Annotated in this window: 14 protein-coding genes; 7 read left to right on the top strand and 7 right to left on the bottom strand. The window is 72.1% G+C overall.

The annotated features are described in order from the left end of the window. Positions 1-54: 54 nt before the first annotated feature. Entirely contained in the window at positions 55-255 is a 201-nt protein-coding gene (locus B0I32_RS51930) for a hypothetical protein (protein WP_106252481.1), read from the top strand. Here the strand turns inward: B0I32_RS51930 and B0I32_RS51925 are convergent. Beyond that, the gene (locus B0I32_RS51925) at positions 228-845 is read right to left on the bottom strand and encodes a TetR/AcrR family transcriptional regulator (RefSeq protein WP_106252479.1); all 618 of its coding nucleotides are present in this window, start codon (positions 843-845) and stop codon (positions 228-230) included. The two genes, B0I32_RS51930 and B0I32_RS51925, sit on opposite strands and share 28 nt — an antisense overlap. A gap of 132 nt (positions 846-977) precedes the next feature. On the opposite strand from B0I32_RS51925, the gene B0I32_RS51920 reads away from it, so the two are divergent. The 6 genes from B0I32_RS51920 to B0I32_RS51895 all read left to right on the top strand — a co-directional run bounded on the left by B0I32_RS51920 (position 978) and on the right by B0I32_RS51895 (position 8,103). Beyond that, a complete protein-coding gene (locus B0I32_RS51920) occupies positions 978-2,231 on the top strand; it encodes an FAD-dependent oxidoreductase (RefSeq protein ID WP_106252478.1) in 1,254 nt (417 codons plus the stop codon). A 58-nt stretch (positions 2,232-2,289) separates the two neighbouring features. Next, positions 2,290-3,771, top strand: a complete 1,482-nt coding sequence (locus B0I32_RS51915; RefSeq protein WP_181308728.1) for an MFS transporter — start codon at positions 2,290-2,292, stop codon at positions 3,769-3,771. Next, positions 3,768-4,208 (top strand): MarR family winged helix-turn-helix transcriptional regulator, encoded by a 441-nt coding sequence (locus B0I32_RS51910; protein WP_106252476.1) that lies wholly within the window; start codon positions 3,768-3,770, stop codon positions 4,206-4,208. Before B0I32_RS51915 ends, B0I32_RS51910 begins: the two co-directional genes overlap by 4 nt. A 148-nt stretch (positions 4,209-4,356) precedes the next feature. Further along, positions 4,357-5,733, top strand: a complete 1,377-nt coding sequence (locus B0I32_RS51905; RefSeq protein ID WP_245956670.1) for an alpha/beta hydrolase — start codon at positions 4,357-4,359, stop codon at positions 5,731-5,733. Between the two features lie 185 nt (positions 5,734-5,918). Next, positions 5,919-6,710: a methyltransferase domain-containing protein gene (locus tag B0I32_RS51900; protein WP_106252475.1), complete on the top strand. Its 792-nt coding sequence runs from the start codon at positions 5,919-5,921 to the stop codon at positions 6,708-6,710. Positions 6,711-6,870: 160 nt separating this feature from the next. After that, positions 6,871-8,103, top strand: a complete 1,233-nt coding sequence (locus B0I32_RS51895) for an AI-2E family transporter (RefSeq protein ID WP_106252473.1) — start codon at positions 6,871-6,873, stop codon at positions 8,101-8,103. 17 nt (positions 8,104-8,120) lie between these two features. Here B0I32_RS51895 and B0I32_RS51890 read toward each other — a convergent pair whose 3' ends face one another. From B0I32_RS51890 to B0I32_RS51865, 6 genes are all read right to left on the bottom strand, one after another. Then, positions 8,121-8,891: an ABC transporter ATP-binding protein gene (locus tag B0I32_RS51890; protein ID WP_106252472.1), complete on the bottom strand. Its 771-nt coding sequence runs from the start codon at positions 8,889-8,891 to the stop codon at positions 8,121-8,123. Next, positions 8,888-9,742, bottom strand: a complete 855-nt coding sequence (locus B0I32_RS51885) for an ABC transporter ATP-binding protein (protein WP_245956669.1) — start codon at positions 9,740-9,742, stop codon at positions 8,888-8,890. The genes B0I32_RS51890 and B0I32_RS51885 overlap by 4 nt, the downstream gene beginning before the upstream one ends. After that, positions 9,739-10,548 carry an ABC transporter permease gene (locus B0I32_RS51880; RefSeq protein WP_106252470.1) on the bottom strand — a complete coding sequence of 270 codons (810 nt, stop codon included), beginning with the start codon at positions 10,546-10,548 and terminating at the stop codon, positions 9,739-9,741. The genes B0I32_RS51885 and B0I32_RS51880 overlap by 4 nt, the downstream gene beginning before the upstream one ends. Then, on the bottom strand, positions 10,545-11,504 hold the full coding sequence (locus B0I32_RS51875; RefSeq protein WP_106252468.1) for an ABC transporter permease: 960 nt from the start codon (positions 11,502-11,504) through the stop codon (positions 10,545-10,547). The genes B0I32_RS51880 and B0I32_RS51875 overlap by 4 nt, the downstream gene beginning before the upstream one ends. After that, positions 11,504-13,003 carry an ABC transporter substrate-binding protein gene (locus tag B0I32_RS51870; protein WP_181308726.1) on the bottom strand — a complete coding sequence of 500 codons (1,500 nt, stop codon included), beginning with the start codon at positions 13,001-13,003 and terminating at the stop codon, positions 11,504-11,506. The genes B0I32_RS51875 and B0I32_RS51870 overlap by 1 nt, the downstream gene beginning before the upstream one ends. A gap of 112 nt (positions 13,004-13,115) precedes the next feature. Then, positions 13,116-13,754 (bottom strand): TetR/AcrR family transcriptional regulator, encoded by a 639-nt coding sequence (locus B0I32_RS51865; RefSeq protein WP_106252467.1) that lies wholly within the window; start codon positions 13,752-13,754, stop codon positions 13,116-13,118. Positions 13,755-13,764 lie beyond the last annotated feature (10 nt).

Genomic DNA, 13,764 nt, shown 5'->3' with positions numbered 1-13,764 from the left:
CCGCCCGGCCCGATGGGTGTCGCAGTCCGGCGGTCGTTCGGTGACAGTCGTCTCATGACATCGCTGACGGCGCACCTCTGCAAGCACTCCCCGGCGAGCATCCGGCGGCGGCTCCTGGACGGGAGCGCGTATCGGATCGTCGAGGTTCCGCACCGGCCGCGCGACCTCGAACGGCGGCCGGCCCGAACCGGCTGGCGCGTCGAGGTGCACCCCACCTTCGGCCCGTTCTACTGGGGAGCGGGTAGCCGGGCCTGACCTTTCGCGGGCACGGGCGGGCGCCAGCCGTGGGTGAGGAGGTCGAAGAGCTCCTCGACGGCGGCCCGATGGTCCGGGCGGCTTCGGGTGAGTGCCGGGATCTCCAGGACGAACCGGGCGAGGGCCTGGCAGGCGAGGTCGTCGTGGCCGACCCCCGCGTCGTCGGCGATGGCGGCGCTGAGCGCGTCCGCGTGGCGGGTCCACATGCGCTTGGCGTATTCGCGGAGCACCGGTGTGGAGTCGAGGAGCCGGCTGAACTCGGCCCAGCGCGGGTGGGTCGCGACGGGGAGCCAGGACCTGAGGGCGTGCTCGCGCAGCGCGTCGATGACGCTCTGACCGGCGGGGCGCTGACGTACGGCGCCGATCAGCTCCGCCTCCAGATTCTCCTCCTGGTCGAAGACCAGGGCCTCCTTGCCGGGGAAGTGCTTGAACAGCGTCGTGGTCGACACGTCGGCGGCGTCGGCGATGTCCCTGATGCTCACCCCGTCGTAGCCGCGCTCCAGGAACAGCTCCAGTGCGGCGTCGGCGATCGCCTGACGGGTGGCCGCCTTCTTGCGCTCGCGGCGGCCGACGACGGGTGGCTTGTCCATACGGACACCCTAGCAAAGGTGGTCCCGGTTCAAAAGTTGACTGGTTGCACTTTTTAATCGAGTCTGCTTTTGTGGAGCTCGTTCCACGGAGCCCCCGCGGCTTCGCGAGGGTCATGAACGAGAGGACAAGTCATGCGCTCACCAGCACCGGCCGCCGCCAGGATCGCCGTCGTCGGAGCGGGTCCCGGCGGGCTCACCTGCGCCCGCATCCTGCAGAACCACGGCATCCCCGTGACGGTCTACGACCGCGACCCGCATCCACGGGCCCGTGACCAGGGCGGCACCCTCGACCTGCACGCCGACGACGGGCAGATCGCCCTGCGCGAGGCCGGCCTGATCGAGGAGTTCTTCCGGCTGGCCCGCCCGGAGGGGCAGGAGATGCGCCGGCTCGATCCGGCGGGCCGGATCGTGCGCCGTCACCTTCCGGACGAGGGCGAGCTGTCCCGCCCTGAGATCGACCGGGGCGTGCTGCGCAAGCTGCTGCTCGACTCGCTGGAGCCGGGCACCGTGCGATGGGACCACGCCCTCGAAGCGGTCAGCGGCCCCGGCGACGGCCCGGATGGCGGCCCGGATGGCGGCCCGGGCGGCGGCCCGGGCGGCGGCCCGGGCGGCGGTTCGGGTGACGGGGTGAAAGACGGCTCGGGTGGTGGCCGGGAGGGTGGTCCGAGGTGGCTGCGGTTCCGTGACGGGACGGCCGTCGAGGCCGACCTGGTCATCGGGGCCGACGGCGCGTTCTCCCGGGTCCGCCCGGCGGTGTCGGCGGCCGTGCCGCGCTACATCGGGGCCGGCTTCCTGGAGGCCTGGTTCCACGACGTCGAGAACGCGCACCCCGCCCTGGCCGCGCTCGTCGGGCAGGGCGGCGCCCTCGCCGCCGACGGCGACCGCGCCCTGTTCGCCCAGCGCAACAGCGGCGACCACATCCGGGTCTACATCGTCCAGCGCCTGCCCCAGGGCTGGATCGCGGCGAGCGGGCTGGACGCCGGCGACACCGCCGGGATCCGCGCCCGGCTGCTGGACGCCTTCTCCGGCTGGTCGCCGTCCATGCTCCGGATGATCGCCGACAACGACGGCCCGTACGTGGACCGCCCGCTGTTCGCCCTGCCCGTGCCGCACGCCTGGGAGCACGACCCCGCCGTGACCCTGCTCGGCGACGCCGCCCACCTCATGCCCCCGCTGGGCGTCGGCGCCAACCTGGCCATGCTGGACGCCTGCGAACTCGCGCTCGCGCTGGCCGGCTCCGCCACGGTCGGCGACGCCGTCCGTACGTACGAGAAGACCATGCTGCCCCGCGCCGCGGAGACCGCCCGGTTCCTCGAGAACGGCATCGAGGGGCTGCTGGAGCTTGAGGACGGCGGCGAAGGCATCGGGTTCGGCTCGCCCGTGTAGCGTCCGGGCCCGCTCGATGCGGTTTCAAGGTACTTAGTTATGCGAATATAATCATTATATGTCGATAACCGGGCGGGTCTCCGCCCCGCCTGACTCGGCCCCCGTGCTCATCCCCCGCCGGCGGATGCTCGTCCTCGGCATCTGCTGCATGAGCCTGTTCATCGTCGGGCTGGACAACACGATCGTGAACATCGCGCTGCCCGCCATCCGCCGCGACCTGAACGCCTCCGTCTCCGGCCTGCAGTGGATCATCGACGCCTACACGGTGGTGCTGGCGAGCCTTCTCATGCTGGCCGGCTCGACCGGGGACCGGTTCGGCCGCCGCCGCACGTTTCAGACGGGGCTGGTGCTGTTCACGCTCGGCTCGCTCATGTGCTCGCTCGCGCCCGGCCTCGGCTGGCTCATCGCGGCGCGGGCGCTGCAGGCCGTCGGCGGCTCCATGCTCAACCCGGTCGCCATGTCGATCATCACGAACACCTTCACCGAGCCGCGCGAGCGGGCCAGGGCCATCGGCGTGTGGGGCAGCGTGGTCGGCGTCAGCATGGCGCTCGGCCCGCTGGTCGGCGGCAGCCTGGTGGAGTCGGCCGGCTGGCAGGCGATCTTCTGGATCAACATCCCGGTGGGGCTGGCCGCGTTCGTGCTGTGCGCGCTGTTCGTGCCGGAGTCGCGCGCGCCGCGCGCCCGCCGGATGGACCCGGTCGGCCAGCTGCTGGTCATCGTGGTGCTGACGACCGTGACGTACGCCTTCATCGAGGCGCCGGCGGCCGGCTGGGGCTCGCCGCGGACGCTGGCCTGCTTCGCGGTCGCCGCGCTGGCGCTGGCCTGCCTGGTGCCGTACGAGCTGCGCCGCGCCGAACCACTGATCGACCTGCGCTTCTTCCGCAGCGTCCCGTTCGCGGGAGCCACCGTGATCGCCGTGTGCGCCCTGGCCGCGCTGGGCGGGTTCCTGTTCCTCAACACCCTCTATCTCCAGGACGTGCTGGGCCTGTCCGCCCTGCACGCCGGGCTCTACACGCTGCCCATGGCCGGCTTGACCGTGGTCTGCGCGCCCCTGGCCGGCCGGATCGTCGGCAGCGCCGGGCCGCGCGTGCCGCTGGTCGTGGCCGGGACCGGCCTGACGCTCAGCGGGCTGGTCCTGACGGGCCTGTCTGCGGACATGCCGCTGTGGCGGCTCATGGTCGCGTACGTGCTGTTCGGGCTGGGGTTCGGCATGGTGAACGCGCCGATCACGAACACCGCCGTGTCCGGCATGCCGCGCGCCAGGGCCGGGGTGGCCGCGGCGGTGGCCTCCACCAGCCGGCAGATCGGGCAGGTGCTCGGCGTAGCGGTCATCGGCTCGCTGGTCACCTCGGCGGTGTCCGGCCCGTTCGCCACCGGCTTCCCCGTGGCCAGCCGCATCGGCTGGTGGATCGTGGCCGGCGCCGGACTGGTGATCCTCCTGCTCGGTATCCTGACCACGACCGGCTGGGCCCGCGACAGCGCCGCCCGCACCGCCGCACGGCTCGCCCCCACCGCGGAAGGAACGGCGTACACCTCATGAGCGACACCCCCGACCAGGAGGCGGTTTCCCGCGTCTGGTCCGGCATGTACGACCTCGTCCTGCGCCAGGAGGACCGTCGCAAGGAGGTGGCCGAGACGCTCGGCATGAGCTTCTTCCGGGTCAAGGCGCTGCGCCGGCTGCTGGCCGGGCCGATGACGATGCGGGAGCTGACCGCCGAGCTGGCCACCGACAAGCCGTACACCACGCTGATGGTGGACGACCTGGAGCGGCGCGGCTACGTGACCCGCAGCATCGCCCCGGGTGACCGCCGGAGCAGGATCGTCACGCTGACGGCGGCGGGAACGGCGGTCGCCGAGGAGGCCGAGCGCATCCTGGCCCGCCCGCCGCGCTCCCTGCTCGCCCTGGACCCCGCGGACCTGGCCGCCCTCGACCGCATCATCGCGGGCCTGCGCGCCCCGGAGCGCTCCGCGCCCTGACGGCGGCGCGCGGTCACGAAAGGACGGCGGCGCGCGGCCATGGCGCGGGCGTTCTTGCAAGCGATCTATTCCAGCGCCTTTAAAGAGGGCCGCAAGGTTAAGCGGTCACTTTTTCCTTATGCGACGTTTCATCATCATCATTTCGCCCGTGATCGCCGCCGTGATCGCCATGACCGGCCTGGCCGGTACGGCGAACGCCACGGCGCCCGGCCGGGTCTCCGATTTTTATGGACAGCGTCTGGCCTGGTCAGCGTGCGGTGGCGGCTTCCAGTGCGCCACATTGAAGGTTCCACTCGACTATTCGAAGCCGGCCGGGAAACGGATTAAGATCAGCCTCATCCGCCTTCCCGCCACCGGAAAGAAGATCGGCTCGCTGGTGCTCAACTTCGGCGGTCCCGGAGTCTCGGGAGTGGACAGCTTGAAGGTGAGCAGGACGATCGTGTCGGCCTCACTGCGCCGGCGGTTCGACATCGTGAGCTTCGACCCGCGCGGCGTGGGCGGATCGGCCCCGGTACGCTGCCTGGGTACGCTGGGCCTGGACGCCTACTACTCCACCGACCCGACGCCCGACACCAAGGCCGAGCTCAAGCAGGCCAGGATGTGGGCGAAGACGTTCGCGAAGGCGTGCGCGACCAACGCGGGCAAGGACCTGCTCGCCCATGTCGGCACCGGCGAGGCCGCGCGCGACATGGACGTGATGCGTTCGGCGCTGGGCGACTCCCGCCTGACCTACCTCGGCTGGTCGTACGGCACCTACCTGGGCGCCCGGTACGCCGACCTGTTCCCGAGGCGGATCCGCGCCATGGTGCTGGACGGCGCCGAGGACCCCAACCAGTCGGGCGGCGAGTTCGTCCAGAGCCAGGCCGCGGGCTTCGGGACGGCGCTGGAGTCGTTCCTGCGCGACTGCTTCAAGGCCAAGGGCTGCCCGTTCAAGAAGCACTCGGTGCGTGCGGCGGTCAAGCGGATCGACGCGCTGTACCAGCGGGCCGATCGCGCGCCCCTGCGCAACACCTACGACGGCCGCCAGGTGAGCGAGGCGGTCGTGCGCACCGGGGTCCAGCAGGCGTTGTACGGAGTGGCGTACTGGCCGACGCTGCGTCTGGCGCTGGCCCAGGGGTTCAAGGGCGACGGCTCGCTGCTGCTGCGTCTCGCCGACCTGTACAACGGGCGCCGGGAGGACGGCACGTACGCCAACACGCTGGAGGCGCTCCGGGCCATCCAGTGCCTGGACCGGCCCGAGCTGCGCTGCCCGTACTGGCCGGTCAAGGGCAAGAGGTTCACCAAGAAAGTGCGGGCCCACGGCTCGCCGCCGATCGTCGTGGTGGGCACGACTCGTGACCCGGCGACGCCGTACGCGCTGGCCAAGGCGCTGGCGGCGCAGCTGTCGAAGGGCGTGCTGCTGACGAAGAACGGCGACGGTCACACGGCCTACGCCGGCGGGTCCACCTGCCTGGAGCGGCAGATCGACCGCTACCTGATCACGGCCAGGGCTCCCCGGCCGGGCGCCTGCACAGCGAGAGCCTGACGACCGGCTCGGCCGCGCCGGGTGCACCGCGCGGCCTGACCGGCGGCTCCGCCCGGCCGCTGCCGGGTGACCTTCCTCCAGGTGGTCACCCGGCGCGCCGGGCTTCGTCGCCGGTGCGGGTGGTGCTCACCTGCCCGGGGCGGTCGCTTGACTTCAAGCGGACTTGAAGTCGCAGGATCGCCCCCATGGACACGAACACGAACCTGGACAGGACGCCGGGCACGGGCCGTACCAGCGAGCAGACCGACGCGCTCATCGCCCTGCTCGACCTCGGCGACGAACTCCCCGGGGCGGCCGGCCTGCGCGCCCGCTCCTACGAACTCCTCGGCCTCGCGCCGGGCGCGGCGATCGCCGACGTCGGGTGCGGGGCCGGCCGCGCGGTGGGGGAGATGGCCGGACGGGGTGCGCGGCCGGTCGGCGTGGACCTCGACGAGCGGATGATCGAGGTGGCCGGCCGGCGATGGCCCGCAGCAGACTTCCGCGTGGCGGGCGCCTACGCGCTGCCGTTCGCCGACGGCGAGCTGAGCGGTTACCGGGCCGAGAAGCTGTACCACATCCTGGACGACCCCGCCCGCGCGGTCGCCGAGGCGCGGCGCGTGCTGGCTCCGGGCGGGCGCATCGTGCTGATCGGGCAGGACTGGGACACCTACGTCGTCGACTCCGACGACGCCGCGCTCACCCGTACCGTCGTGCACGCCCGCGCCGACCTGGTCACCGGCCCGCGCGTCGCCCGCCGTCACCGCAACCTCCTCCTCGACGCCGGCTTCATCGACGTCACCGTGGAGGTCCACACCTGGGTCCTCACGGGCGCGGCGGCGGTGCCCGTGCTGGCCGACCTCGCGGAGCGGGCGCGTTCGGCCGGGTCGATCAGCGCCGCGCAGGCCGAGGCGTGGCTCACCGAGCAGCGCGAACGGGGGCGGCGCGACCGGCTCTTCCTGGCCCTGCCGCTGTTCGTGGCCGCCGCCACCCGCCCGTGACCACCCGGCGCCGGCCGTGGGCACCGTGATCACCTGCCCGAGAGCCCCTGATGGACCTCACGTCCGCTCAGGTGCCCGGGGGCGTCGTGCACGATCCACTCCGGACGGGGAAGAGATGCCGGTGAGGCATATCGCCGCGTGCCCCGGTCAGGAGGGTGCCATGACCAAGCCGTTCGAGCCCCGGAATCCCCGCAAGCCCCGCCCCGAGGCCACCCAGCGGGTCCAGGTGCTGTTCTCGCCGGCCAACGTGTGGCGGGTGGGGTTCGTCGTCGTCGCGGTCGTCGTCGTGGTGTACCTCATCCGCTTCGTCCTCACCGACGCCGGATCGCTGATCGTCGTCGTGGTGATGGCGTGGTTCCTGTCGCTGGCGATGGAGCCCGCGGTCGGCCGGTTGGCCCGGCACATGCGCCGGGGCGCCGCGGCCGTCCTGGTGATGATCGGGATCGCCCTGCTCACCGCGGTCTTCCTCTTCCTGTTCGGCAACCTGTTCGTCGAGCAGGCCGCTTTACTCGTCCGCGCGCTGCCCGAGGTGGTCACCGGCGCCATCGAGTGGATCAACGCCCGGTTCGGCACAAGGTACGACATCTCTACCATCCTCAGTTCCATCAACCTGACGCCCCAGCAGGCCGCCACCTACGCCCAGGACCTGCTCGGCGGCGTGCTCGGCCTGCTCGGCACGATCACCGCGGCGGTGTTCAACGCCTTCGCCCTGCTGCTGCTCACGTTCTACTTCTCGGCCGACGGCCCCCGGCTGCGGCGCTGGCTGGCCCAGCTGCTGCCCGGCCGCATCCAGCAGGTCTTCCTCACGGTGTGGGACGTGTCGCTGGTCAAGACCGGCGGGTACGTCTCCGCCCGGCTCATCCTGGCCGCGATCAACGGCACCACCTCGGCCGTCGTGTTCCTGCTGATCGGTCTGCCCTCGTGGCTGGCGCTGGCGGTGTGGACCGGGATGGTGGCCCAGCTCGTGCCCACGATCGGCACGTACATCGCGATCGCCCTGCCCACCGTGGTGGGCCTGGTCTCGCCCCAGCCGTGGATCGGGCTGGCGGCGCTGGCCTGGGGGATCCTGTACCAGCAGGTGGAGAACCTGACGCTGGAGCCGCGCATCAGCGGGCGGGCGGTGAACATGCATCCGGGGGTCGCGTTCGCGGGCGTGCTGCTGGGGGCGCAGCTCTTCGGGGCGGTGGGCGCGCTGCTGGCGGTGCCGGTGCTGGCCATGCTGCTGTCGCTGGTGGACACGTTCGTGTCCCGTAAGGAGATGATGCCGGTCATGCCGGACGTACCCGAGGCGTACCTGGATGAGGACGGCGAGGAGCCGGCGACGGAGCCCGAGCCGCGCACGGACCAGGCTCGGGCCGCACCCAAGGACGGCGGCCCCCGCCCCGCGCCTTGACCAGGACGAGGGGCCGGTCAGGGAGCCGCCGGGCCGGTGTCCCGGCGCAGGCGGGGGACGCTGGCGACGAGGCGGCGCGTGTGAGGGTGCTCGGGCGATCCGAGCACGGCCGCGCTCGCCCCCTGCTCCACGATCCGGCCCGCGTCCAGTACGGCGATCTCGTCGCACAGAGCGCTCACCACGGCCAGGTCGTGCGAGACCATCACCAGCGTCAGCTCCCTGGTGGCCTTCAGCTCCCGCAGCAACTCGACCAGGCGCACCCGGGTGGTCACGTCGAGCGCGCTGACCGGCTCGTCGGCCAGCAGGATCCGCGGCTCGCACACGATGGCCCTGGCGATCGCGATGCGCTGCCGCTGCCCGCCGGAGAACTCGTGCGGATAGCGGCGCGCGGCGTCCGCCGGCAGGCCGACGGCGCGCAGCGTCTGCGCCACCCGGTCGCCGATCTCGTCGCGGGCGCCGATCCGCATCGCCCGCAGCGGCTCCGACACGATGCGGTCCACCGGCTGGCGGGGATCGAGCGACGAGTACGGGTCCTGGAACACCGGCTGCGCGCTGCGCCGGAATTCCCGGTCGCGTCCCGGCCGCAGCGGCCGGCCGTCGAACAAAACCTCACCCGTACTGGGCCGGGCCAGGCCCAGCAGCAGCCGAAGCAGCGTGCTCTTGCCCGCACCCGACTCACCGACCAGCGCCAGGTTGCGTCCCGCCGTCACCGTGACGGACACGTCGGAGAGCACGGGCGTCCCGCCCCGGTAGGCGAACCCGACCTCCCTGGCCTCCAGCAGCGTCATGGCGCCAGCCGATCGAACTCGGCCTCGAACGCCTCCGCGCTCTCCACCAGCGCACGGGTGTAGGGGTGCCGTGGTTCGCGCACGATGTCCTCCGCCCTTCCCGTCTCCACCAGCGAGCCGCGTTCGAGCACGGCCAGCCGGTCCGTCACGTCCGCGACCACGGCCAGATCGTGGCCGATGAGCAGCAGCGCCATCGACCGGCCCGAGACCAGCCCGTTGAGCAGCGCGAGCACCTCGGCCTGCACGGTCACGTCGAGCGCCGTGGTCGGCTCGTCGGCGATCAGCAGGTCGGGCTCGCAGGCCAGCGCCATGGCGAGGGCCGCGCGCTGCCGTTGGCCGCCGGAGATCTCGTGCGGGTACGCGCCCGCGACCCGTTCCGGCAGGCGGACCTCGTCCAGCGCGGTCGAGACGGCGGCCCGCAGCGCCGCGCCGCGCAGCCCGCGCCGGCGCCGGATCGGCCCGGCGAGCTGCCTGCCGATGCGCATCAGCGGGTCCAGCGCCGTGAGCGGCTCCTGGAACACCGCGCTCACCGTCCGCCCGCGGACGCGGTCCAGCCGGCGGTCCCGCGCGCCGACGATCTGCGTGCCGGCCAGCAGCACGCTGCCGTGCGCGCTGAGCCCGGCGGGCAGCAGGCCCAGGACGGCCAGCGCGGTCAGCGACTTGCCCGACCCCGACTCGCCGATCAGGCCCAGCCGCTCACCGGGCGCCAGCGTGAACGACACGCCGCGCAGCAGCTCGTGCCCGTCGGCCCGGCGCACCGACAGGCCGTCCACGTCGAGCAGGGCGGCCGGCTCCGCCGGGATCCCCGGTGCCGGCGACCGGTCCGGGACCATCGGCTTCTCCCCGGTCATCGGCTCCTCCCAGGGGCGAGGTCGCGCAGCCCGTCGGCGACCAGGTTCACGCCGACGACGAGCACGACCAGCAGCACGCCCGGCGCGATCGCGCCCACCGGCGCGGTGAGCACGGTGGCCTGCGCCTCGTGCAGCAGCCGCCCCCAGGACGCGTTCGGCGGGGGCGGGCCGAGGCCGAGGTAGGACAGCGACGCCTCGGCCAGCACGGCCAGGCCGAGCTGGAGGGCCAGGTTGACCAGCAGCGTCGGCCAGATGTTCGGCAGCACGTGCTCGGCGATGATCCGCGGCCACGAGCTGCCCGACGTACGCGCCGCCGTGATGTAGTCCTGCGCGAGCACCCGCTTGACCAGGATCCGCGTCAGCCGCGCGACCACCGCCGACATGGCCAGCCCGATGGCCAGCACCGCCGAGCCGAGGGACGCCTGCCGCACCGCCACCACCAGCATGGCCAGCAGCAGGGTCGGGAAGGCGATGAGCGCGTCCAGCGCCGCCGCGAGCGCGTCGTCGAGCCACCGCGTCGCGAATCCGGCGGCCAGCCCGGCCAGCACCCCGAGCACGCCGCCGAGCAGCACCGAACCGCCGCCCGCTACAAGCGCGATGCGGGCGCCGATCATCAGCTGGGTGAGCAGGTCGCGGCCCAGCTTGTCGGTGCCCAGCAGGTGCTCGCCCCCCGGCGGGACCAGCCGGCCGCCCGAGGTGTCGGCCGGATCGTACGGCAGCCACACCAGCGACACGACGGCCACCCCGAGCACCACGCCGACCAGCACGCACCCCGCGGCGAGCCCCTTGCTCCCGAGCCCCCTCACGACCGCCCCAGACGGGTCCGCAGCCGCGGATCGACCAGCCGCTGCGCCACGTCGGCGGCGAACCCGATCACCAGGACCGCGAACGTGCTGACCGCGAGCACACCCTGGATCACCGGATAGTCGTGCTCGGAGATGCCCTCGATGAGCAGGGTGCCGAGCCCCGGCAGCGCGAACACGCTCTCCACCACCACCGCGCCGAGGAACGTCGTGGCCAGTTCGATGCCGAGCACCGCGATGACCGGCCCGGCCGCGTTGCGCAGGCCGTGCCGCCACATGGCGCCGGCGAACGACTCGCCCAGCGCCCGCGCGGTGCGCAGGTGGTCGCTGCCCAGCACGTCCAGCGTGGCCGAGCGGACGTAGCGGATCAGTGAGGCCGACATGACCAGCGCGATGGTGACGACCGGCAGGGTCAGCGCCGCCAGCGCCCGTCCCGGCTCGGCCCAGTCCTCGCGCGGGAACCCGCCGGCCGGCAGCAGCCGCAGGCGCAGCGCGAACACCGTCACCAGCAGCATGCCGATCCAGAACACCGGCACCGCGATCCCGAGCTGCGCGAAACCGCTCAGCAGCGGCCCGTACCAGCGCTGCGCCCGGTGCGCGGCCAGGAACCCGACCGGCACCGCCACCACCACCGCCAGGGCGAACGCCAGCAGCGTCAGCGGCACGGTGACCACCAGCCGGGCCGCGATCTCGCCGCCGACCGGCAGCTTGCTGACGTAGGAGGTGCCGAGGTCGAGCCGGGCCAGGCCGCCCAGCCAGGCGCCGAACTGCTCGGGCAGCGGCAGGTCGGAGCCGGTCTGGCGGCGCGCCGCCGCGATCTGCTCAGGGGTCGCGCCGATGGACAGCAGGGCGTTGGCCGGATCGCCGGGCAGCAGCCGCAGCAGCACGAACAGCAGCGAGGCCGCCAGCAGCAGCGAGCCGAGCAGGAAGGCCGTGCGGCGCAGCAGGTAACGCGCCATCAGCCCTTCTTGATCCCGTACGCGTAGAACTGCGAGTTCAGGCCGTTGACCGGATAGCCCGACAGCTTGGAGGAGGCCACGACGATCTGCGGATAGAGGTAGAGCCAGTCGCTGGCGGCGTCCTCGGCGATCTGCCGGTTGGCCTTCTTCAGCAGCTCGGTCTGCTCCTCGGCGGTCTTGGCCCGCTCCGCCTGCTCGACCCAGCCGGTGACCTGCTTGTTGTCGTAGCCCCAGTAGAAGTCGGGGTTGCCGTACCAGACCACGTCGCGGTCGTTGACGTGCTCCTGGAGAGTGGCGGCGAAGTCACGCTTCTTGAACACCTTGCTGTACCACTCGTCGGCGGTGATCACGTTGATGTCGACGGTGATGCCGACCTTGGCCAGCTCGCTCTTGACGAACGTGGCCACCGTCGGATGCGGGTCGTAGTTGGGCGTGTCCAGGGTGAAGCGGAAGCCGCCGGCGTAGCCCGCCTCGGCGAGCTGCTTCTTGGCCAGCTCGACGTCGTACGGGTTGACCTTCGTCAGGTCCTCGTACCACGGGTCCGTGGGCGGCACCATCGAGCCGATCAGGCTGCCGTGCCCGGCCCAGATCGACTCCAGCAGCTTGGCGTCGTCGATCGCCGAGGAGACGGCCTTGCGCACCAGCGGCTTGTCGAACGGCGCCTTCCTGTCGTTGAAGGCGAGCAGCAGCTTGGTCGTGGAGTGACCCTCGGCCACCTTGTAGTCGGGGTTGCCGGTGAACTGGGCCAGCGCGTCGGGGCTCTGCTCGCTGGTGACGACGTCCACGGCGCCGGTGATCAGCGCGTTGTTGAGCGCGGTGGCCTCGGTGAAGTAGTGGAACACCACGCCGCCGTTGGCCGGCTTCGGACCCCAGTAACCGGGGAAGGGCTCCAGGCTGAGCGTCGAGCCGCGCTTCCACGACCCCAGCTTGTACGGCCCCGTACCGTCCTCACCGGTCGTCAGGTCCTTGACGTCGGCGTTGACGATCCACACGTAGCTGAGGTTGTAGAGCAGGGAGATCGACCTGCTGGAGAGCTTGACCACCACGGTGTGCTCGTCGGGCGCGGTCACCGACTTGATCACCTGGAGCTGGCTCTTGCGCGCCGACTGCGAGTCCTCGGCGCTCACCCGCTCGATGCTGTGCTTGACGTCCGCGGCCGTCAGCGCCTTGCCGGAGTGGAACGTCACGCCCTGGCGCAGCTCGAAGGTGTAGGTGAGGCCGTCGTCCGACACCTTCTCGCTCTCCGCCAGCAGGTTCTCCACCTGGCCCGCGTCGGTGAGCCGGTACAAACCCTCGTAGACGTTCCCGTTGAACGTCTCCGTCACGCCCTGGCCGCCGCCGGCGGTGTTGTCGAGGTTCTGCGGCTCGTACAGGGAGCCGATCTCGATCGTGGCGGCGCCGCTGCCCGCGCCCTCCTGGGGCGCGGCCGCCGGGTCCGATCCGCATGCGGCGAGTGCGAGGGCCAAGGCGACCGCGACGCCGGCGAACTTCCTGGTCAAGGTGACTCCTGAGCAAAACGGCCACCACACGGGACGGGGGCGGCCGCTTTTATGTATATCGGGTAGGTAAACCTCACTATAGGTGGACAGGGCAAAAGGGAGATAACTGCCCTTACCGTACGGGCTGCCGCTGGTCCGTGGCGAACGAGCGGATGTAGGCCAGCGTCGCGTTCATCGACGCCTCCAGGGGCTGCACGTCGAGCACCGTCTGCGACAGCAGCGTGCCGCCCTGGTGGGCGGAGAGCAGCGCGAAGGCGAGCTCGTCGAGGTCGGCGTCGGCGCGCAACTCGTCGCGTTCGCGCATGGCCCGCAGACCGTTGAGTATCAGGTCCTTCCAGCGCAGGAAGCCGTTGGCCAGGTCGGTCCTGGACTCCTCGTCGGTGCCGCTCAGCTCGCCGGCCAGCGTGCCGAGGTCGCAGCCGCCACGGCAGCCGTTCTCCCGCTGGCGCTCGATCGCCGCGTCGGCCCAGGCGCGCAGGGCCTCGAAGCTGTCGAGCGCCGTGATCCGCGGCAGGCCGGGATCGAGCGCGGAGTCGGCCTGACGGGTGATGACCGCCCTGATCAGGGCCTGCTTGCTGGCGAAGTAGTGGTAGAGCTGCGAGCCGCTGACGCCCGCGGCGGCGCGTACGTCCTCGATGCCGGTGCCGGCCACGCCGCGCTGGGCGATGAGCGCGGTCGCCGCCTCGATGATGCGGTTCTTCGTCGCCTGGCCCTTCGGAGTCAGGCGGCGGGGCTTGGTTGCTTCGGGCACGTCCAGAGCC

The sequence above is a fragment of the Nonomuraea fuscirosea genome (assembly GCF_003001935.1).
Taxonomy (GTDB): Bacteria; Actinomycetota; Actinomycetes; order Streptosporangiales; family Streptosporangiaceae; genus Nonomuraea; species Nonomuraea fuscirosea.
This window is presented reverse-complemented; position numbering and strand designations above follow the sequence as displayed.